We start from the raw sequence: 20872 nt of genomic DNA, 5'->3' as shown, positions 1-20872 counted from the left end.
ACACCGGCCGGGTCAGCCGGCCATGACCTGCTCTCCGCACAGCCTCTTGGTCTCGTCCACGAACACCTGGTAGGTCTCGCCCAGGGCCCTGCGGTCGTAGGCGTCGACCAGCGTGCGCAACTCGGCCTCGAGCCGCTCGGCGAGCCTCGGCGGGTTCTCGTCCGCGAGGAGCAGCCCGACGTTCAGGAAGGCCACCAGCAGGTCCGGCAGACCGTCCGCCCACCCGCGCAGCCGGCTCAGCAGCGGACGCAGCCCCTGCTCCCCCCGGGACCTGCGCGCCCTGGTCGCGTCGACGATGAGCTGGGCGACGAAGGGCAGCTCCTCCTTGCGGTCGGCGACCTCCGCGCTCACCTTGCTCCAGGCCGCCCACACGTCCTCCACCCGCGGATCCGGGATCCGGTACTCCCGGCGCGCCTCCAGCAGGACGTCCCTGGCCGGCCCCTCGACGCCCGGGAGCCGTGGCGGGGTCGGGTCGGCGATCTTGTCGTACATCTCCGTGCCGCGCAGCGCGATCGCGCGGCTGATGAAGGAGAACGGGTTCTCGCTGACGGCGATGTCGGCGGCCACGATGAATTTCAGGTTCTCCCACAGCTCGTCGAGCGTCGTCCCCGGCTCGACCATGATCCAGCCGGGTTCCAGCTCGATGCCCTCCTGCTTGAACAGCCGGGCCGCGTCGAAGTTGTACTCCACCATGGTCCCCTTGCGGAACCGCTTGGCCATCGCCGGAGCCCCGGTCTCCATGCCGAGCAGAGCGGAGGCCATACCGGCCCTGCGCAGGGTGTTCAGGGCCTCCCGGTCGACGAGGCCGGTGTCGACGCGGAACTCGCAGTGGAAGGAGATGTCCAGGCCACGGCGCAGGATCTCCTCGGCGAAGCCGACGGCGTGGTGGTAGCCGTCCTGGAAGGCGCCGCCGAAGTTGTCGTCGTTGAACCACAGGAACCGGGTGCCGAACTCCCGTTGCAGGTACTCGATCTCGTCCACGACGTCGATCGGCGAGCGGACCCGCCAGGCGTTGCCGGTCACGACACCCGGCGCCCGGGGCACATAGCAGAAGGTGCACTTCGCGTGGCAGCCCCGGCTCGTGTACGTCGACGCCACCGGCGTGGGGATGCCGTGCTCGCGGTGGTGGACGAGCAGGTCCCGGGCCGGCCAGGGTTCCTGGGTGAGGTCGGGGAGTTTGGGCGGGCCACTGCTGCGGACGCGGCCTTCCTGCCAGAACCACAGCCCGGGTACCCCGCGCCAGTCACGGCCGGCCGCCAGGCACTCCATGAGCCCTTCGACCGTCAACTCGCCCTCGCCGAAGGCCACACAGTCCGCCTCCGGGATGCGTTCGGCGATGAGTTTGGCGTTGTAGGTGCAGAACGCGCCGCCGATCGCGACGAACACCGAGGGGTCGGCTTTCCGGACGCAGCGCAGGAGCCGGACGGCGTCGACGATGTGCAGGTCGTACATGATGCTGATGCCGACGAACTTGGGCTTCTCGCGCCGGATCAGGTCGGTGATCACCTCGTCGCTGGGGTTGCGGCCGTGCAGGTTCAACGCCCGTACCGAGTACCCGCACCCCCTCAGGTGGCCCGCGATGCAGGCCACCCCCAGGTTCTCCCGGACCTTCTCGTAGAAGAGGCGCATCGCCGGGTCGAGGCGCAGGTACTCCTCGTCGTTGATCAGGACGTTCTGGTTGTTGACACTCGAGAACCCGGTCAGGATCTCCCGGGGTGTCATCAGCACCGCGTCAGCCATCCGTACCCCACTCCCTGCGCCCGGCCGCGCCTCCCGTCAGGAGGAGAGCGGCGTTGTTGCCGCCGAACCCGAAGTTGTTCACCAGCACGGAACGAATCCCGTCACAGGGCTCCGGTTCGCGCAGCACCCGCACATGCCGCGCGTCGAGGGGCTTGCGCAGCCCGGGGGTTCCCGGAAGCACCTGATGACGCAGGGCACGGACCGCCGCCACCACGCCGGGGAACACCGAGGCGTGCAGCAGATGACCGGCCGCCCCCTTGTACGAACTGACCGGCACGCCCCGCCAGTCGTGCTCGGCGCCGACCTGGTCCAGCGCCAGCAGCTCGGCCTCGTCGCCCTGCCGGGTACCGGGGGCGTGACCGTGGACGTAGTCGACGGCGGTGAGGCCGGCCATGGCCAGCGCGTCGCGCATGCACGCGGCGCCGATGTGCGCGTTGAGCCGGCTGATGCCCTGCCCCGCCACCCGGCAGGAGATCCCGCTGAGCGTCGCCAGGGGCGTCCGCCCACGGGCCGCCGCGCGCTCGGCGGTCTCCAGCACGATCACCCCGGCGCCCTCCCCGACGGTGACGCCGCAGCGGTCCTCGTCGAACGGGCGGGCGGCGGTCGTACTCGTCGCGCGCAGCACGTCGAGGCAGGCGTAGTCGTAGGCGTTGAGGGACGACACCCCGGTGACGACGGCCGTGTCCGCCAGCCCGCACAGCAGCCATTCGCGTGCCATGGCCAGCCCGAAGGCGCCCGACGCGCAGGCGTGGGCCATCAGCACCGCGTCCGCCGGGGCGACGCCCGCTCCGTCCGCGTCCCAGTCGGGCTCCACCGCGATCTCGTCGATGCGGGGGGCGTCGGCGACCTGCGGGAGGTGCGGGACCACCCCGGCCGACACCAGCAGGGTCCGGGCCGGCAGCGCGTCGAGCCCCGCCTCCCGCAGCGCCTCCGCGCGCGCCCGCTCCAGCAGCGCACGGCGTGCCGGGCGTCCGGGGGGCGCCTCCACCGGCGTCTGGCACACCGTCCGGCTGCGGAACCGGGACGCGTCGAACCGGGTCACCTCGGACAGCGCCCGCCGGCCGTCCAGCAGGCCCTGCCAGAACGCGCTGCCCCCGTCGCCGAAGGCGGTGACGAGGCCGGTGCCGGAGACGACCACGGACGATCCGCCGGGCGGGCCGCCACGGGGAGCGTGGGCGGTGTCGGCGGCGGTCACCGCGACGGCCGCGACCCGGTAGCCGTCCTCGTGCGCGGCGCGGACGACTTCGCACACGACCATCGCCTCGTGCAGCCCTCCGGCGATGGCGCCCCACGCCCAGCGCACCGCCTGGAGGGTGGCCGCGCGCGGGCTGATCAGCACATGGCCCGTCCCGGTCCAGCCGCTGACCTCCGCCAGTTCCTGGAGCAACTGCGCCGGCTCCGGGGTCATGGCCTCGGACGGCCGCAGCCTGCGGCCCCCCGCCTCCGCCTCCACACACCGGCCGACGTACTGGGAGGTGGCCGACACGCAGTAGTCCGTGGCCGCCATGACCACGGGGACACCGCCGCGCAGGGCGGCGGGCAGCCGGTCAAGCGCCGCGGACAGCACCTCGACGAAGGCGGCGGGCAGGGACGTTCCGGCGGCGAGGACGGACAGGTCCCGCCGGGAACGCAGGCCCTCCAGCGACCGCGGCGCCGTACCGCCCACGATCACCGCGCCTGCCGTCGGGTGCGTCATGACACCGCCCTCCCGGGGGCCAGGGCACCGAGCCGCGCGGCCAGCTCGTCGAGGGAGAGCCGGCCGGCGAGGAAGGGACCGACGTCCGCGAGGCGCGGGTCCCCGTGCCGGTCGGCGACCCGCCGCCAGAACCTCGGCAGGAGATCGCCGGTGTCCCGGCGGGCCGTCGGCAGGTGGTAGGCGGTCGCGTCGAGCAGGTCGAAGGAGGCGCCCTCGGCGGCCAGCCGCAGCCCCAGTTCCAGGTCCTCGCCGCCCCACAACTGCCCGTAGTGCTCGTCGAAGCCGCCGACCCCCTCGAACACCGTGCGCCGGACGCTGGTACTGGTGCCGACGCAGCTCAGCCAGCGCAGCGGGGCGTACGCGGGCGACCGCGTCACCTGCCGGGCGGTCCGCTCGATGAACGAACGGCGCGGGCCGAGCAGAGGGACGGCCGAGGCGAGGCCGGCGATGTCGGCGGGCTCGATCGTGCGGCCCCGGGCACCGGTCAAAGTCGTTTGCAGGGGACCTCGCAGGGGCCGGGGTTCGGGGGTCAGCGCGAACGCGGACAGGTCGGTGACGGCGCCGTGCACCACGGTGGCACCGGATCCCCGGTGGGCCGCGAGGTGCGCCTCCAGGAGTTCCGGGGAGGCCACGGTGTCGTCGTCGAGGAAGAGCAGCAGCTCCCCGCGCGCCAGACGGGCCCCGGTGTTGCGGGCGCAGGCCACCCCGCCCCCGCCCGTGGCGGCCCGCCGCACCGGCAGACCTGCCGGAAGGGCCTCGGGGAGGGCGGACAGCACCTGCTCCACCGCACCGGGCTCCGGCGCGTCGTCGACCAGGACGACCTCGAACCGCTCACGGCCCAGGGTCTGGTGTCCCAGGGCCGTCAGCGTGAGCAGGAGCCGGGTGGTCCGGTCACGGGTCGGGACGACCACGCTGACCGCGACCTCCCCGGCCGCCGGTGTCGTGGCCGTCACGTCAGGGAGGGGCTTTCGCCGGCCTTCTGCTGGAGGATGTAGCTCGCAAGGCCCTCGATGGAGAACAGCGTCTCCTCCGTCAGGTCCTCGTCCTCGAAGACGACATCGAACTTCTCCTCGAGGATCAGCAGGTACTCCAGGGCGTCGAGGGAGCTGAACCCGTACTGGTCCACGAGACTGGCGTCGCCCTCCTGGGGGGCCGGCCGGTGCTCGCCCTTGGTCATGCCCGCCGCTATCTCGTGGAGTTCGCGAATCAGCCCGGCGCGGTCCATCGTCTCTCGTCTCCCGTGGTGAAGGTCTCGGTCAAACCTTGGTGAACTGTGCGTCGAGCTGCTGCCCGGTCAGCCCGCGGAAGCGGTCCATGCGGAAGTAGTGCTGGAGGTCTCCGCCGAACCCGGTCCGGTAGTAGAAGTCCTCGGTGTGGCGCTCCGGCTCCGTGCTCACCGTCTCCCCGCGCCGCAGCGCGGCGATCAGGTGGGGCACGGGGTGGGTGAACTCCGTGTCGCCGCGCAGGTACCAGCTCTCGTCGTACCTGGTGACGACCGGCAGGTCCTCCTCGGGACCCGACCCGTCGCGCAGCAGGCGGACCGGCTGGCACAGCAGGTCGTAGCGGAACACCTCGTCGAGGACCGGCAGCAGGTCCTCGGGCAGGACGGGACGCATGGCCTCCTCCCACCACCGCCGCAGCAGCCGCTTGGTGAGCAGCCGCCAGACGTTCGGGTCGACGAGCTCACTGGCGGAACTCGCCGGCTTGGCCACCGCGTGCAGTTCCCTCGCCTCGTGGTCCTCGCTCTTCTCGATCCAGTCGGAGAAGCTGAGGAGCACCTGCGACTGGGGGATTCCGGCGAGCCCGCGCAGCGCGACCCAGATGTTGTGCAGGAACAGACTCCGGGCCAGGACCCGGTTCCAGCAGATGAAGCGCAGCATGCGCTCGTTGTCCGCGAGCGTCATCGTCTTGTGGGAGAGGACGTAGTCGAAGTCGTCCTGCTCGCCGCGCACGGTCACCAGTCCGTGCTGTTCGCGCTTGTCGTGGTATTCGGTGTTCGGCAGCAGCATCAGCGGATGGACCGCGATGAACGGCGTGTGCTGGGCCGCCCGGTCATAACCGTCCAGGAACGAGGCGACCGTTTCACCCGGCGCTCCCCAGATCAACTCCAGATACGGGGTGATGCCGTGCTCGGTCAGCCAGGCGACGAGGCTTTCCCAGTCGTTCAGCTTCATGTTCCGGCGGCGCATGAGATCCAGCACGGAGTCGTCCATCGTCTGCAGGGCCAGGATGAAGGCGCTGTGCATCCCGGACTGCTTCATCTTCTCCATGATGCGATAGAAACCGGGCGACTTGTTCTTGGCCCAGGAAGTCTCCAGCCGCTTCGGGAAACCGTATTTGCGGCGCACCCGGAGCATATCGTCCAGGAATTCCTCGTCCTGGCGCAGGAGCCCGAAATTGGAGTCGGCGAGCATCAGGATTTCCGCACCGTGCCGGCCCAGCAGTTCGAGTTCTTCGCGCAGCCGCTCCCGGGAGAACGCCCGTATCTTCTGCCCCGTGGCACCTCCCCAATAACAGAAGGAGCACTTGTAGGGGCAGCCGCGGTTCGTCTCCAGCAACGCGTAGTCGTAGCGGAAACCCCCCTTGTCGCCGGCCAGCGGTATCGCGCCGGTGAGAATGGGGGAGGGTAGGATCTCCAGGTCCTGAATGCGCTCGCGTTCGGGGGTGGTGACCAGGTTCCCGTCGGCCTCGCGGAAGGAGATGCCGCCGATCTCGTGCAGTGCGCCGCGCTGGGCGCCGTCGAGGTAGCCGTTCAGCAGGTCCCGGAAGATCAGCTCCCCCTCGCCGTTCACCACCACGTCGACCTGGGGGAACATGCGCAGGACCCGCTCGGCCTGGTAGGCGACGTGGTTGCCGCCGAAGACGACCCAGCCCTGCGGGTTCATCTGCTTGAAGGTCTCCGCGAGGGTTCCGAAAGCGCGGAAGTTCCAGCCGAGGACGGAGAAACAGAGGATGTCGGGACAGCCGTCCCGGATCAGGTCCCGGGCCATGGCGTTGAGGCCGGCGTCACCCGGATAGTTCCGGATGGAGATGTCCATGCGGCGGCGGATTCTGTCGTCCGCTTCGGCATATGCCTTGAGGTAGCCGATCGCCAGGGGCATGGAGGCCGCGGAATTCCCCCAGACTCCTTGTTGAACAAGCAGTACGCGAGTCTCCATTCCCCTGCCTCGTCCTCTAAGTCGTCCGACAGGTCAAATCGCACTTTGAGGCTACAGCAGAAGATCCCCGGCGCAATGGCGCGTCCGAAACCAGGCCGTAGACGTGGCCAATTCCCTGCGTTGTGTCCGTGTGTGACCACGCCGGCGCCTTGATCACGTTCACCGTTCGGGCCGGGGTGGGCCGCTCGCGGCACCTCCGGAGATGGAGGTTCTGACATGGGAACTTCGCCGATCCCGCGCCCGCGCGAACCCGGCCGCCGCCGGGCCCGGAGGAGGCTTCCCGGAAATGATCTCGGAACCGGAATGAATGACCGGAAATCTATCGTCCCGGTGCTTCCCGAAGGTAATGATGATCACCCGGGCAAGGTATTTTCGGCCACCCGTCCCCCCATTTTCTGCCGCTTCGGAACGGGCTCTGGGCGCGCCCGGCGGCGATCTGTATGCTCCGGCCATATGGCGTCTGTGATTCGTCACCGCGGGCTCGGAGTTATCGGAGTTACATGACGGAGATTCCTGGCACTTGGTCCCCGACGGCCCTGCCGCACGTGGAAACAGCGGACGGGAAGCTCCGTTTCATGGGGCGTCAGGTCGAGGGACACGCCCACCTGCCGGACCGCGACGCCGCCCTGCTGTCCCGCTGCGACGGCAGCCGCCCCCTCGACGGGTTCTGTGCCGCGGACCGCGAGACCATCGCCCGGTGGCGCCGGCACGGACTGCTGCTCATGGCACCCCCGCTCACCCCCGCCCCGCCCGCCACCGGATCCGCGGTGATCGTGTCCCCGCACCCGGACGACGCCGCCCTGGCCCTCGGCGCCACGGTGGCCCGGCAGAGCGCCCGGATCCTCGACGTCTTCAGCGTCGAGACCTGGACCAAGGACCCCTACTACGCCGAACGCCCGGCACTGACCCGACGCCTGCTGCTGGACGAGGAGAGAGTCGCCGCCCGTGTGCTGCGCGCCCGGGTCGAGCTGCTGGGGTTCGTCGACGCCGCCGACCGCGACCTCAGACGGGACCGCTTCTTCACCGACCCGGCCTGGTCCGACGCGTCCGCCCGCGAGGAACCGAGGCTCTTCGACGCCCTCACCGAACGCCTCGCCCCCCTGCTGGACGGCCCCGGCCCGGTCTACGCGCCGCTCGGCGTCGGCGGCCACGTCGACCACGTCGCCTGCCGGGAAGCGGTGCTGGAACTGGCCCGCACCGGCCGGCTCGATACGGCGCGCGTCGCCTTCTACGAGGACCAGCCCTACTCCCTGTTCTCCCCGGCGGAGGAGACCGCGAAGAACCTCGGCGAACGCCTGGCCGAGCAGGGACTCGGCGCACTGCGCCCCGAGCTGCTGCCCGTCGACGACGAGGCGGCGCTCACCAAGCGCGAGGCGCTGGGCGCCTACCGCATCCAGGTCCGCAAGGGCATCGTCCGGCGCGTCCACCGGCACGGCGTGCGCCTGGCGGAGGGCGCCGGGTTCCCGGCCGCCGAGCGGATCTGGCTGATGCGCCCCTGACTTTCCCGCTCTCCCGACAAGCGACCGCGGCCCGCCGACCTGCGAAGGGTTCCCCATGTACGCACTGGCTCAGTCCCTGACACCGGAAGACGTGGAGGTGCTTGCGGAGGCATGTGCCGAGGTGGGCCTCACCCTGCACGTCACCGACCCCGCGACCGGTCACGCCCCGCCGCCCGGCGCCCTGCTGGTCTCCTTCCACCGGGTCGCAGCCGCCCGCCCGGACGACCTGTCCGTGGCCGACCTCAAACGCCGGGGCGGTTACGCCGTCGCCGTCCTGGACAGCGTGTCCGCCACCGAGGTCCTGGCGGCGGTCACCGCCGGCTACGGATTCACCCTGGCCAGCCCGCTGCGGCGGCCCAGGCTCGTGGAGACCCTGAGCTACCTCAAGACGGTCACGCCGCCCGAGAACACCCAGGTGCTCACCCTCGCGAACGGCTCGCTGAACTCCGCCGCGAAGTCGCTGCCCGTGACCGACGCCGAGGCGGGGCTGCTGCGCCTGCTGTCCGACCGGCCCGGCCAGATCGTCTCCCGCGAAGAACTCACCGAGGCCACGGGCGGGGAGGACGTCAACAAGGTGACCTCGGTCCTGAAACAGAAGTTCCTCGACATCGACTCCGGCGCGAAACTCCTGAAGATCCCCCACCTGGGCTTCCGCCTGGTCGGCACGGTCCGCGAGGAGGCCGGCTGATGCGCGCCGTGGTGATCACCGGCGCCCCGGGCGTCGGTAAGACCCGGCTGGGCCACCAGTTGGTGACGCGCTACGGCGTCCCGGCCGCCGTCATGGACTGCGACCCCATCGTCCACCCCTGGAACGGCGGCGAGGAGGTGTACGACCTGATGGCCGCGACCGTGCGCGCGGCCCTGCCCGTCTACCGGGAGTGGGGGGCCCGCGTCGTGATCGTCACCGGGGTGGTCCTCGCGGGCCGCGCCTACGAACGCTTCCAGAAGGTGTTCGAGGAACTGGGCGCGCGGGCCGTCTACTACGGTCTGCGGGCGGACGCGCAGGCGCTGGCCACCCGGATCGAGAACGACGCGGGCGGCCGGCTGTTCGTGGAGGGCCGGCTGGCGGAACGTCACCTCGACGCGGAGGTCCCCGACATACCCGGCGTCCGGCTGGTCGACACCACGCACCTCACGCTGCCGGAGGTGGCCGACGCGGTCGCGGCCCTGGAACGCGCCGAACTCGGGGCGCGCTGGCTCGGACCGTCCGATGCGGCGACGGTCACCGGGTGACCCGGGGGCGGCGCCGCGGTCCGGCGCGGCCCTAGGGCCTGTCGTCACATTCCCGTCTGCCGGGAGGGGTCTGGCACGCGCTCCCCCAAGCTCTTCGAGCAGGGGGTACCCCCAGGCGTTGTCGTCGGTCGCCGACGTCCCCCAGCCTTCGGCCGGGAGGTGCCCCCACCGCGTCGACGCCCTCCTCCGCCTTGCAGCTGCACGCTCCCCCGAGTTCTCGGCTTCGCTCGAACAGGGAGGTGCCCCCATGACCCCTCCCGGCCCGCCCTCCGGGCGGACGACGGGAATGTGACGACAGACCCTAGCTGCCGGGTCACCGGAAGCGGCCCACCGCCAGGCCCTCGCCGTCGCACCGCACCGACAGGACGAACCCGTAGTAGTGGGTGGCGCCGATCCGGGTCACGTACTCCCGGACCTCGTCGCCGAGCGGGCCGGTGAGCTGCTGATTCTCGTCGCGGGGCGCGAACGCCGGCCAGCGCGGGGGAGTGGAGGGTCGCAGCAGCAGCCGTCCGAAGACCCCCAGGCGCCGCAGTTCGGCCTCCAGCTCCGCGATGAAGAACGGCCCGCGCTCGTCGCCGTAGGCCGCGGCCTGCAGCAGCGCCTCGCCCTCCCGGGTGAGGAGCGCGGGCGTCTGGCGCAGGAGTTCCCAGAAGAACTCCAGGCCGTCCAGCCCCGCTTCGCCGGCCAGCCAGCCGAGCGAGCCGCGGCGCAGCGGGAGACAGGGCGGGTTGGAGACGACCAGGTCGAACCGGGAGTCCAGCGCCAGGGACATGATGTCGCCCTCGACGGCGGTCAGCCGGTCCGCCAGCCCGTTGATGTGGGCGTTGACCGTCGCGGCGGCCGTGCACTCCGGGTTGACGTCGACCGACAGCACCTCGGCGCCGTTGCGGGCCGCCGACAGCCCGAGGATGCCGGTGCCGCACCCCAGGTCCAGGGTCGACCGCGCGCCGCGGCGCGCCGACACCAGCCGGGAGAGCGTCATCGAGTCGGTGCCGACCCAGGGCGCGTACGAGCCGGTGTCGCGGCCCGCCGCCCGCCAGGCCGCCAGCAGCGACATGCCGTCTCCGCGCACCAGACAGTAGGCGGCCGACAGCTTCCCCGACTCCTCGTGGAGCACCCGGGTGCGCAGCAGCAGGTCGAGCAGGGGGCCGGGGACCTCGGCGCGGACGTCGGACTCCGCGACCTGCTCCCCGAAGACGAACAGGGCGGACAGGACGGACTCGGCGGCGAGGGTGGTGGAGATCGCCGCCAGGGTCTCGGGGTTGCGCCACGGCGCCAGCTCACCGAGCCAGTCCCCGGCGAGCGTCAGCAGATCGTGCTGCGGGAGTGTGAGAAGCCGCTTCAGACCGGCCTGCGCGAAATCGTCGTCGGACATCCCGTCCACGGAAATCATTACGGCTCCTCGTGACCTCAGCGGGGTGACGGCTCCTCGGCCGGTTCGAAGACCGGAGTGAACGCCGATTTCAATTCTCGTAGCCGTTCCAGAGCACGGGGTCCGGCGTACGGGGCACAGCGCGCGATTTCCTGCTCGGAGATGTTGCCGAACAGGTAGAGATTGACCACGTCGATCGGTCCGGTGCAGCTCTTGCAATACGGGAAACGCGGCCGGGGCTGCATGAACATGTCGTAGTGCTGGTGTTTCCCGAACTGTTCGTGGATGAGCTCGGGTTCCCGCTTTATGTTGCCCATGGGTTTGAGCCAGGCGTACGGGCAGCAGGAGACGTCTCCCTGTCCGAAGAGCTGCACCATGGTGGCCGTCGCATAACACCGCAGAGTACGGACGCCGGTGCGCAGTTGATTCCCGATGTGTTCCACGAAAGCCCGCGGGGGAAGCACCGCCGACAGTTCGTCGTACCGCTCCAGAAGTGGCGCGAAATGGTCGCCGAGGGGCGGTGCGTGGGTGGTCCTGGTCTCGCCGCGCACCGGGAAGAAGTAGAGCATCACACCGCGCCCGTACCGGGTCAGCAGGAACTCGGCGAAGTCCGCCTGGGCGGTCGCGTTGAGGTCGCTGATCACCGACTGGATCTCGATGGGGATGCCCAGCTCCACCGCGTGGTCCAGGTGGCGCATGATGACGTCGAAGAGCCGGTGCTGCTTGGGCGGCAGCCGGTGGCCGTTCAGCTCCAGCGTGTGGCCGTCGAGGGAGAGGCACAGTTGGACGTTGCCCAGCGCGGCCAGCGCCTCAAGGCGGGGCGGCGTCAGGAAGGCGCCGTTGGTGATGACCTGCACGACCTCGTACTTCTCGCTGCACTCCGCGACGAACTCGGTGGAGCCTTTCAGCCAGAAGAACTCGCCGCCGCTCAGGCGCATGATGGGGCTGTCCACCTGACGGTGATAGGCGTCCAGGATCTCGTGCCAGTCCGCCCGCCGGTCGGTGGTCAGGCGCAGCCGGGCGTCCGGGACCGCCATCAGGAGGTTGAAGTCCTCGGTGAGGCAGTAGGAGCACCGCATCTGGCACAGCTGCTCCTCGATGACCATGTCGTTCATCAGGAGTTTGAGACGGTTCTGCCCGTCGCGATGCGCGAACATCGCATCGCGATAATGACTCTTCAGTGCCATGCCTATCACCGCACCCAGGTGGTATTCACGCACGACTCTTCCGTTGGGCGACGATCCTAACTTCACCCCGAAGACAGGGGCAATGAAGCCTGCTGAGGGCGTTGCCGTTCGACCGGAACTCGACTCGATCCGGCCTGAGGATGGCTCATACTCGCCTGCTGACTGACTCGTTGCGACCGGGTAGCGTGACACATCACGTACTCGCCAAATCCGCAGACCTGCAACGGGAGTAAGGACGGCAGTATGCTCGCTCTGGGGCTCGGCGGTTCCAACCACGACTTCTCTGCCTGTCTCGTCGAGAACGGCGAGATCGCCGTCGGTATTGAAGAGGAGCGGCTGACCCGCCGCAAATACGCAGTCAATGTGAATTCACTGGCGAACCAGTGCTGGCGATACTGCCTGACGACACACGGCGTCCGCATCGCCGACGTGGACGCGATCGTCGCGGACGACACCCTGCTGCCCAGCTGCTACTTCCCGTTCCGCAGCAGGACGACCCTCATCCGCCACCACATGGCGCACGCCGCCAGCGCCTTCCTCCCCTCGCCCTTCCCCGAGGCCGCCGTCCTCGTGGTCGACGGGGCCGGCAGCCTCTTCGAGGGCCAGGGCGTCGAGACCATGACCCTGTCCGTCGGCAACGGAACAGAGATCACCGAGATCTCCAAGGTGTACGGCACCAACTGGAGCACCGACGGCCTGCGCGAGGCCCGCGTCTACCAGGCCGGCGACAGCGACCACTCCCTCGGCTTCATGTACAAGGCCGTCAGCAGGGCCATCGGCTTCACCCTCTACGAGGAGGGCCCCTGGTACCTGACCGAGGACGGCAAGACCATGGGCCTGGCCCCCTACGGGACCGACCGCTACCGGGCCGAGTTCCGCCGCCACCTCGACCTGCTGCCCCAGGGCCGGTTCACCCTGCACCTGAAGGACGGCGGCCTGCTGGACTTCGTCGAACACGCCCTGGACGGATACGAGGGGGACGAGCGCTTCGCGCGCGGCGCCGACCTCGCCTGGGCCGCCCAGGACCTGCTGGAGACCGCCGTCCTGCACGCCGCCCACTGGCTGCACCGCGAGACCGGCCTCACCCGCCTGTGCCTGGCCGGCGGTGTCGTCCTCAACTCGGTCGCCAACGGCAAGATCCTGCGCGACACCCCGTTCACCGACGTCTTCGCCCAGCCCGCCGCCGGCGACAACGGCTGCGCCGTCGGCTGCGCCTACTACGGCCACCACGTCCTCGGCGAACAGCCGCGCCCACGCGGCCCCAAGGCCCCGCGCACCGCCCCCCGGCCACAGCACCACACCTACCTCGGCCGCCCCTACACCACCGAGGAGATCCAGCGCGCCCTCGACGCCTCGGGCCTGCCCCACCGGCGCGTGGAACACCCCGCCCGGCTGGCCGCGGGACTCCTGCCGCAGGGCGCCCTCATCGGCTGGTTCACCGGCGGCTCCGAGTTCGGGCCGCGCGCCCTCGGCCACCGCAGCATCCTCGCCGACCCCCGCCGCGCCGAGATGAAGGACATCCTCAACAGCAAGGTCAAGCACCGCGAGGCGTTCCGCCCGTTCGCCCCCGCCGTCCTCGCCCACCGGGCCGCCGAGTACTTCGACCTCGACATCGAGTCGCCGTACATGCTGCTCGTCGCACCCGTACGCGACAACAGACGCCAGGAAGTCCCCGCCATCACCCACGTCGACGGAACAGCGCGGGTCCAGACCCTGACACCGGAGGCGAACGGCGCCTTCTACGACCTGGTGGAACGCTTCGGCGAACTCACCTCCGTACCCGTGGTGCTCAACACCTCCTTCAACGACCGCGGCGAGCCGATCGTGGAGACCCCCGAACAGGCGCTGGCCTTCTTCGGACCGAGCAAACTCGACTACCTCTTCCTGGAGGACTTCCTGGTGGCGCACAGCGCGACGGACCTCGACACGGTGACGGAGGCCGGCGCGTGACGGGCGAGCAGGGGATGCGGTACGAGACCTGGCGGGCCCTCGCGCTGTGGGGCGAGGAAGAGGAGGCCGCCGCCCTGGAGGTGATCCGGTCACGGTCCCTGTTCCGCTACTACGGGCCGGACCTGCGCCACCGAACCGACCTGTTCGAGACGGCGTTCGCCGAGACGGCCGGAGTCCCGCACACCGTCGCCGTGTCGTCCGGCACCGCCGCCCTCACCGCCGCGATGATCGGCCTCGGGATACCGGCCGGCGCCGAGGTGATCGTGCCCGCCGTGACCTTCGTCGGCAGCGTCGGCGCCGTCGTCGCCGCCCGCGGCATCCCCGTCTTCGCCGAGATCGACGACACCCTGACCCTGGACCCCGCGCTGCTGGAAGAGCGCGTCACCGAGCGGACCTGGGGCGTCATGCCGGTGCACCTGGGCAACGCCGCCGCGGACATGGACCCCATCCTGGAGGTCGCCCGGCGGCACGGCTTGCGGGTGATCGAGGACGCGGCCCAGGCCGCCGGCGTCCACTACCGGGGGCGGCCCGTCGGCGGCCTCGGCGACGCGGGCGCGTTCAGCTTCCAGCTCGACAAGAACATCACCGCCGGCGAGGGCGGCGCGGTCACCACCGCCGACGCCGACGTGTACGACCGGGTCGCCCGCTACCAGGACCAGGGCGGCCAGTTCACCACCTCCAAGGGCGCCACCCGGGGCACCGGCGACAGCCCGCCGTTCGTCGGCGTCAACCAGCGCATGACCGAACTCACCGCGGCCGTCCTGTCCGCGCAGCTCCCCCGGCTGGCCCCCATGTGCCGGCGCCTGCGGGACGTGGCCCGGCAGGTGCGCGCCGCCACCGCCGACCTGCCGATCCGCTGGCGCAGACTGCCGGACGAGGAGGGATCGGGCGGCGACCTCACCCTGTTCCTCGACTCCCGCCTCCAGGCACGCGCCCTCGTCGCCGACCTGAACGCCGCCGGCATCCCCGCGCACACCCTCTACCAGGGGCAGCCGGTCACCGCCAACCGCGCCGTACGCGAGGGCCGGACACCCTGGGGCGTGGAGTGGGAACGTCCCCCGCGCCTGCGGACCAGCGAGGCACTGCTCGGCCGCTCCGTCACCATCGGCCTGGGCGCCGCCATGACCGACGAGGACGTCGACGCCGTCGTCACCGCCCTCCGCAAGAGCCACCAGGACGTCACCGGAAACGGCTGAACGGTCCACCGACACAAGGGGAGCGACGCGCCGCCATGTCCCTGTACGACATACCCGTCCGCACACTCGCCGGAAAGCCCGGTGACCTGAGCCCCTACCGGGACCAGGTCCTCCTCGTGGTGAACGTGGCCTCGCAGTGCGGGCGAACCCCGCAGTACGCGGCGCTCGAACAACTGCACCGGCGCTACGGACCCCGCGGGTTCACCGTCCTGGGCTTCCCCTGCAACCAGTTCGGGCAGCAGGAACCGGGCACCGCCGAGGAGATCCAGGAGTTCTGCTCGGCCACGTACGACGTCACCTTCCCCCTCTTCGAGAAGGTGGACGTCAACGGTGCCCGCCGGCACCCGCTCTACACGATCCTCACCGCCGCCCCCGACGAACGCGGGGTGGCCGGGGACGTCGAGTGGAACTTCGAGAAGTTCCTCGTCTCGCCCGGCGGCACGGTCGTCCACCGCATCGGGTCCCGCGTCAAGCCGGACGCCCCCGACGTCGTCGCCCGTATCGAGGCGCTGCTGCCGGGCTGAGCACAGCGGCGCGCCGGGCTTCGGCGCCGGGGGCGGTGGGTCAGGCGTGGCGCAGGGCGGCGCGGACCGCGCGCTCCACGTGGATCGCCGTGTTGGCGTGGCCCGCGGCGTTGGGGTGGATCATCGTGGCGTGCTTGCCGATGGGGGCGCAGTCCACGTCGGTGCCGGGGAACGTGGTGGGCCAGTAGTCCCCGGCGTCACCGCAGATCCCCTCCATCCACTTGGTGCCCTCGGGCTGACAGACGTCGTGGGCCTCGCTGGAGGGGTAGACGTCGACGTAACGGTCGCCGAAGGACGCCGAGGCCCGCTGGAGCGTCCTGTTCAGCGGCTTGAGGACGCCGTCACGGAGCCAGTCGATGTCGGCGTGGGTGGTCGCGCCGAGTTCCGTCTGGGACCCGATGTCACAGGCGCGGGAGTCGGCCGGCATGATCGCCGGGTAGCCGATGTTGATCACCTTGGCGTTGGGCGCGGCCCGGTGCACCGCGGCCAGCATCTCGACGTACTCGCGGTGCACGCGGGCCAGCCGCTCACGGATGCTCTCCACCCCCGCCGGCGGGTTGGTGAAGTACTCGCGGCACGACTGCTCGACCGAGCCCTCCAGACACTTGGGGAAGATGTCGCCGAAGGGCAGGCTGTTGCCGCCGATGGCGACGGTGACGACATCGGTCCCGGCGTCGAGCCCGGCCCGCTCGATCTGCGTGTCCACCGCGGGCCAGCCGCCGGGCGGGGTCTCCAGCGGGCTGATCGGCGTCTGCTTCACCTTGGCGACGTTCGCGATGACGGCGCTGCTGCAGCCGACGTTCGTCAGACGGACCTGCTTGCCCGGCGGGGACGCGGCGAGCCCCCGTGCGACCACGCTGGGGTAGGAGCCGCTGGTCCGGGCACAGCCGTCCTGCGTCGGATCCCCCAGCGGGGGCTGCGGATCGCCGACGAAGACACCGGCGGTGAACGAGTCGCCGAGCGCGGCCCACTCGTACTCGTCCGCAGCCCCGGCGGAACCAGAAGGTAAGAGCGTGGCCGCCGCGAGCGCGAGTCCGACGGCCAGGGCCCGGGTGCGCGGGCGGGAGACAGCGTGTCGCATGACTACTCCAGGGTCAGTGGAAGACGTCCGGACGCCGGAACAAGGCACCAGGGACGGAACACACTCCCTGTCAAAACTGCCCGTTCCGTCACCCCACCCTGTCCGCTGAAACAGCCCACCGCCACCTGATCGTCCTCATTGGCCGGATCTTCGCGGCCGCTAGTCCCAGGGCCAGGAGGGAAGGAGGGAATCCGGGTCGAGCACCTGGGTCCTGACGTCCGCCCAGGAGAAGTGGTACTTGTCCTCGAACGTGGACGCGTTGACGATCCAGCGGTAGCCGCCCCGTCCCCAGTCGTAGATGTAGACCTTGGAACTGCCGCTGGTCTTCACCAAGTACGCGTCGGTGAGCGGGTACTGCTCCGGATAGTCGTACGGCCAGCAACTGTGGAGAGCGCTGTCGGTGAGCGTGGTGATGCCGCTCCAGCCGGCGTACAGCCGGTTGTAGACCGTCGCGTTGGGGATGTGGCGCAGAAAGCCTTCCGGGTCCACGAGGAAGACGGACGGTGACGTCGCCTTGACGCGGGCGCCCGGTCCCGGGCAGGCCGCCGCCGCGGCCGTGGCGGGAGAGGCGGTGGTGGTCGTGGCCAGCGCGGTGACCAGGGAGAGGAGGAACCCCGTGGCCACCGTGGCGGCACGACGGGTGACGGTACTCATTGATGAAGCCTCCGTTTGTGTCGGTGATGCCGTGCGGTCGGAGCGGTCCGCCGGCCGGGTGACCGGCGGACCGTGAAGAGGTCAGGCGGCGAGCCAGTAAGGCGCCCAGCCGCAGCCGATCTGCGTACCCGCGCCGTATCCGCCACTGCCGTTGCCGAGCCAGCGGTACAGGCAGCCGTTGCCGGAGTTGATGGCCACGATGTCCCCCGCGGTGCCACCGCCGATGTTCCCCATACCGCTGAAGCTGCTCGCCAACTGGTACGGCGCCCAGCCGCAGCCGATCTGCGCACCGGCGCCGAACCCGCCGCCGCCGTTGCCGTACCAGCGGTACAGGCAGTCGTTGCCGGAGTTGATGGCGACCAGATCGGCGTTCCCGTCGCCGTTGATGTCACCGCCGCCGCTCACATAGCCCGAGTACGGTGCCCAGCCGCAGCCGATCTGCGTGCCTGCGCCGAATCCCCCGCTGCCGTTGCCGAGCCAGCGGTACAGACAGCCGTTGCCGGAGTTGACGGCGACGAGGTCCCCGTCACCGTCGTTGTTCAGATCGCCCGCTCCGGCCAGCGAGGCGATGTACGGGGCCCAGCCGCAGCCGATCTGCGTGCCGGCGCCGAATCCGCCGCTGCCGTTGCCGTACCAGCGGTACAGGCAGTTGCTGGCGGAGTTGACGGCGACCAGGTCCCCGACGCCGTCGCCGTTGAGGTCACCGGGGCCGGACAGCGACTGCTGGTACGGCCCCCAGCCGCAGCCGAGCTGGACCCCGGCGGCGAATCCGCCGCTGCCGTTGCCGAGCCAGCGGTACAGACAGCCCGAGGTTCCGTTGACGCCGGCGATGTCGCTGATGCCGTCACTGTTGTAGTCGTTGCGCTTGTCGGCGATCGCCGCGTGCGCGGGGGTGCCCAGGAGTACCAGGAGCGCACCTGCCGCGACGCAGCACAGTAATCGCGCCAGCATCCGGCGCGGCAGCCCGGCTGCGGATCGTTTGTAGTCCATGTCTCCTTCTTTCTGCTGAAGGGATGGCACGCCTCAGCACGGTGACAGCGACGAGGCGCGCGCGGCCAGGCAACTAACACGCAACTGACACGCAACTCCGGCCCGGGGAAGGGCCGTTCGGTGTCCGCGACTAGGCCCTTGAGGTGTGAGCGCCGTTGGTGACCCGCAGGAACTCCAGCTTCTCCGCGTCGGCGGAGCCCGCGGCCACCGTGTAGACGACGAGGCGGATGTCGCAGCCGGGGACGGTGAGCACGTCGCAGTCGCAGACCACCTCACCCACCTGGGGGTGCACGACGGTCTTGCGGGCCGAGACGTGCGGCCCGACCGCGCCTTCGTCCCACAGGCGGGCGAACTCCGCGCTGGTGGACCGCAGCTCCTCGACGAGGCCGGCCAGGCCGTGGTCGCGCGGGTAGCCGACGAGGGCGGTGCGCAGGTCGGCGACGAGGGCGGGTTTCAGGGAGTCGTCCTCCTGGAGCACCGGCCAGGACGCGAGCCCGGTGGGTCCTGCGGCGAAGACCGCCCGCGCCAGGTTGCGTTCCTTGGGTGTCCGTGTGCCGGGGTCGCCCATCAGGACCGACCAGCCGGGGGTCCAGGACAGCATGGTCCAGTCGGCGCTGAACACGCCGACGGGGAACTCCCCGAGGCGGGCCAGCATCCGCTGGACCCCGGCCGGAACGTGCGTGGAGACCGTCCCCTCCGGTGGAGGCAGCAGGCCGGCCAGCCGGTAGGCGTGATCGCGCTCCAGGGGCTGCAACTGCAGTGCCCTGGCCAGGCTCGCGACGACCTGCGCCGAAGGGCTCGTGGCGCGCCCCTGCTCCAGACGGACCACGTAGTCGACGGACAGCCCCGCGAGTTCGGCCAGTTCCTCGCGGCGCAGCCCCACCGCACGCCGGCCGGGCCGCGAGGCCAGTCCGACGTCGGCGGGAGAAAGCCGGTCGCGCCAGCGGTGCAGCGCCGTGCCCAGGGTCTCGTCCACCCGGCCATTGTCTCCGCCGGGCCCTCGTCGTGCCTGGTACTGGCCGTCCTACCGTCACCCGGAGCACTGGTTGTCCCCTCGCCGCGGGCCGAGGGTGGACGCATGACGATCACCTTCATCACCGGAGCCAACAAGTCCCTCGGATACGAGACCGCCCGCCGCCTGATCGAGGCCGGGCACACCGTCCTCATCGGCGCGCGCGACCCGGAGCGCGGCCGGGCGGCCGCCGACGCGCTCGGGGCCCGTTTCGTCCAGATCGACGTCACCGACGACGCGTCGGTGGCCGCGGCCGCCGCCCACGTCGAGGCGAGCGAGGGCGGCATCGACGTCCTGATCAACAACGCCGGCGTCTTCGGGACGCACAGCCCCGCCGACCGGATCACGGCCGCCGACGCCGGCGAGGTGTTCGACGTCAATGTCGTGGGCGTCGTCCGTGTCACGCACGCGTTCCTGCCGCTGCTGCGCAAGTCCGCGCACCCCGTCATCGTCAATGTGTCGAGCGGGATGGGGTCGTTCGCGGTCACCCACGACGCCGAGCGCGTCGAGTCGCGCAACCTCGCGCCGCTCTACACGGCGTCGAAGGCCGCGGTGACCATGCTGACCACGCAGTACGCGAAGTCCTGGCCGGACGTGAAGGTGAACGCGGCCGACCCGGGCTACACCGCGACCGACTTCAACGGGCACAGTGGCCCGCAGACCGTCACCGAGGGCACCGACGCGATCGTCGCGCTCGCCACCATCGGTCCGGACGGACCGACCGGAACCTTCCGCGACCGGCACGGCGAGCTGGCCTGGTGAACCCCTGAACGCGGGGCGGCCCTCGACGCAGAGGGGCCGCCCCGCCTCCTACGACTCCGGGTGCGACAGTTCGATGTCGTACCCGTCGACCCCGGCCCCGCCCACGCGCACCTGCCCGACCGCCGGCGGATACCCGGCCGCCGTGAGCGTGTACCGCCCGCCGTCGAGGTCGGCGAACGCGTACCCGCCGTCCGTGTCGGTGACGGCCGAGGCGACGACGTTGCCGGCCGGGTCGAGCAGGGTCACCCGGGCGTCGTGCAGGGCCCGCCCCGACGCCGTGACCACACCGTGCAGCCGCGCTCCGGCGGTCAGTTCGACCTCGGCCCGGGTGACGCCGTGGACGGCGATGTCCACCGGGACCGCGACCGGCCGGTACCCTTCCGCGCTCACCGCGACGGTCACCGGCCCCGGCACGAGGTCGGTGAACCCGAACCCGCCGTCGGCCCCGGTCACCCCGGCCGCGATCACCTCGCCACGCACGTCGGCCGTCACGACCATCGCCCCCTCGACCGCACCGCCGTCCGCCCGGACCGTCCCGGCCAGCGCGCTCGTCCCGGCGAGGAGCACATCGCAGGTCACCGGCTCCGCGCCGACCACCACGGTCGACGCCTGCGGCGCGCACCCCTCGGCGGAGGCGACCAGCACATAACTCCCGGCGCCGGGCACCTCCACCCGGTAGGCGCCGTCGTCCCCGGAGACCACCCGCCCCACCTGACGCCCGCCGAGCGAGATCAGCGTGACGGCGGCACCGGCGACCGGGACGTCCCCGTCGCCCCGGACGTACCCGGTGACACCGAGCCCGGCCGGCGCCGCCACCT

General features: G+C 71.0%; 19 protein-coding genes. 7 read left to right on the top strand and 12 right to left on the bottom strand.

Annotated elements, in window-relative coordinates:
* Positions 1-12: 12 nt before the first annotated feature.
* The 5 genes from IAG44_RS01165 to IAG44_RS01145 are packed head-to-tail and all read right to left on the bottom strand — an operon-like array spanning position 13 to position 6594.
* Entirely contained in the window at positions 13-1740 is a 1728-nt protein-coding gene (locus IAG44_RS01165; protein ID WP_187745253.1) for a B12-binding domain-containing radical SAM protein, read from the bottom strand.
* On the bottom strand, positions 1733-3436 hold the full coding sequence (locus IAG44_RS01160; RefSeq protein WP_187745252.1) for a beta-ketoacyl synthase N-terminal-like domain-containing protein: 1704 nt from the start codon (positions 3434-3436) through the stop codon (positions 1733-1735). Before IAG44_RS01160 ends, IAG44_RS01165 begins: the two co-directional genes overlap by 8 nt.
* Positions 3433-4389 (bottom strand): glycosyltransferase family 2 protein, encoded by a 957-nt coding sequence (locus IAG44_RS01155; protein ID WP_187745251.1) that lies wholly within the window; start codon positions 4387-4389, stop codon positions 3433-3435. The genes IAG44_RS01160 and IAG44_RS01155 overlap by 4 nt, the downstream gene beginning before the upstream one ends.
* Complete coding sequence (locus tag IAG44_RS01150) at positions 4386-4661, bottom strand: acyl carrier protein (RefSeq protein ID WP_010360135.1); 276 nt, start codon at positions 4659-4661, stop codon at positions 4386-4388. Before IAG44_RS01150 ends, IAG44_RS01155 begins: the two co-directional genes overlap by 4 nt.
* A gap of 31 nt (positions 4662-4692) precedes the next feature.
* Positions 4693-6594, bottom strand: coding sequence for a KedN5 family methylcobalamin-dependent radical SAM C-methyltransferase (locus tag IAG44_RS01145; protein WP_187745250.1), 1902 nt, complete (start codon positions 6592-6594; stop codon positions 4693-4695).
* Between the two features lie 575 nt (positions 6595-7169).
* Here IAG44_RS01145 and IAG44_RS01140 point away from each other — a divergent pair.
* From IAG44_RS01140 to IAG44_RS01130, 3 genes are read left to right on the top strand one after another with little or no spacing between them, the layout of a single operon-like run.
* On the top strand, positions 7170-8093 hold the full coding sequence (locus tag IAG44_RS01140; protein ID WP_187745249.1) for a PIG-L deacetylase family protein: 924 nt from the start codon (positions 7170-7172) through the stop codon (positions 8091-8093).
* Positions 8094-8148: 55 nt separating this feature from the next.
* Positions 8149-8781, top strand: coding sequence for a winged helix-turn-helix domain-containing protein (locus IAG44_RS01135; protein WP_187745248.1), 633 nt, complete (start codon positions 8149-8151; stop codon positions 8779-8781).
* The gene (locus IAG44_RS01130; protein WP_187745247.1) at positions 8781-9326 is read left to right on the top strand and encodes an ATP-binding protein; all 546 of its coding nucleotides are present in this window, start codon (positions 8781-8783) and stop codon (positions 9324-9326) included. The genes IAG44_RS01135 and IAG44_RS01130 overlap by 1 nt, the downstream gene beginning before the upstream one ends.
* A 313-nt stretch (positions 9327-9639) precedes the next feature.
* On the opposite strand, the gene IAG44_RS01125 is transcribed toward IAG44_RS01130, so the two are convergent.
* Together IAG44_RS01125 and IAG44_RS01120 are read right to left on the bottom strand one after the other, a co-directional pair.
* Complete coding sequence (locus IAG44_RS01125; RefSeq protein WP_187745246.1) at positions 9640-10701, bottom strand: methyltransferase; 1062 nt, start codon at positions 10699-10701, stop codon at positions 9640-9642.
* Between the two features lie 35 nt (positions 10702-10736).
* Positions 10737-11855 carry a radical SAM protein gene (locus IAG44_RS01120; protein WP_187745245.1) on the bottom strand — a complete coding sequence of 373 codons (1119 nt, stop codon included), beginning with the start codon at positions 11853-11855 and terminating at the stop codon, positions 10737-10739.
* Positions 11856-12128: 273 nt separating this feature from the next.
* On the opposite strand from IAG44_RS01120, the gene IAG44_RS01115 reads away from it, so the two are divergent.
* The 3 genes from IAG44_RS01115 to IAG44_RS01105 are packed head-to-tail and all read left to right on the top strand — an operon-like array spanning position 12129 to position 15555.
* Positions 12129-13835, top strand: a complete 1707-nt coding sequence (locus IAG44_RS01115; RefSeq protein ID WP_187745244.1) for a carbamoyltransferase family protein — start codon at positions 12129-12131, stop codon at positions 13833-13835.
* Positions 13832-15031 (top strand): DegT/DnrJ/EryC1/StrS family aminotransferase, encoded by a 1200-nt coding sequence (locus tag IAG44_RS01110; RefSeq protein WP_187745243.1) that lies wholly within the window; start codon positions 13832-13834, stop codon positions 15029-15031. The genes IAG44_RS01115 and IAG44_RS01110 overlap by 4 nt, the downstream gene beginning before the upstream one ends.
* 35 nt (positions 15032-15066) lie before the next feature.
* Positions 15067-15555, top strand: a complete 489-nt coding sequence (locus IAG44_RS01105) for a glutathione peroxidase (protein WP_187745242.1) — start codon at positions 15067-15069, stop codon at positions 15553-15555.
* 40 nt (positions 15556-15595) lie between these two features.
* Here IAG44_RS01105 and IAG44_RS01100 read toward each other — a convergent pair whose 3' ends face one another.
* From IAG44_RS01100 to IAG44_RS01085, 4 genes are all read right to left on the bottom strand, one after another.
* The gene (locus tag IAG44_RS01100) at positions 15596-16636 is read right to left on the bottom strand and encodes an SGNH/GDSL hydrolase family protein (RefSeq protein ID WP_187745241.1); all 1041 of its coding nucleotides are present in this window, start codon (positions 16634-16636) and stop codon (positions 15596-15598) included.
* A 159-nt stretch (positions 16637-16795) separates the two neighbouring features.
* Positions 16796-17290 carry a hypothetical protein gene (locus tag IAG44_RS01095; protein WP_187745240.1) on the bottom strand — a complete coding sequence of 165 codons (495 nt, stop codon included), beginning with the start codon at positions 17288-17290 and terminating at the stop codon, positions 16796-16798.
* Positions 17291-17371: 81 nt separating this feature from the next.
* Positions 17372-18280 carry an FG-GAP repeat domain-containing protein gene (locus IAG44_RS01090; protein WP_187745239.1) on the bottom strand — a complete coding sequence of 303 codons (909 nt, stop codon included), beginning with the start codon at positions 18278-18280 and terminating at the stop codon, positions 17372-17374.
* Positions 18281-18410: 130 nt separating this feature from the next.
* The gene (locus tag IAG44_RS01085) at positions 18411-19256 is read right to left on the bottom strand and encodes a helix-turn-helix transcriptional regulator (protein ID WP_187745238.1); all 846 of its coding nucleotides are present in this window, start codon (positions 19254-19256) and stop codon (positions 18411-18413) included.
* A 102-nt stretch (positions 19257-19358) separates the two neighbouring features.
* On the opposite strand from IAG44_RS01085, the gene IAG44_RS01080 reads away from it, so the two are divergent.
* Complete coding sequence (locus IAG44_RS01080) at positions 19359-20054, top strand: SDR family NAD(P)-dependent oxidoreductase (protein ID WP_187745237.1); 696 nt, start codon at positions 19359-19361, stop codon at positions 20052-20054.
* Positions 20055-20102: 48 nt separating this feature from the next.
* Here IAG44_RS01080 and IAG44_RS43130 read toward each other — a convergent pair whose 3' ends face one another.
* Positions 20103-20870, bottom strand: a complete 768-nt coding sequence (locus IAG44_RS43130; protein WP_246563477.1) for an MSCRAMM family protein — start codon at positions 20868-20870, stop codon at positions 20103-20105.
* Between the last annotated feature and the right edge of the window lie 2 nt (positions 20871-20872).

The sequence above is a fragment of the Streptomyces roseirectus genome (assembly GCF_014489635.1).
GTDB classification, from domain to species: domain Bacteria; phylum Actinomycetota; class Actinomycetes; order Streptomycetales; family Streptomycetaceae; genus Streptomyces; species Streptomyces roseirectus.
The sequence above is the reverse complement of the archived record's forward strand: the minus strand, read 5'-3'. Positions and strand labels throughout refer to the sequence as shown.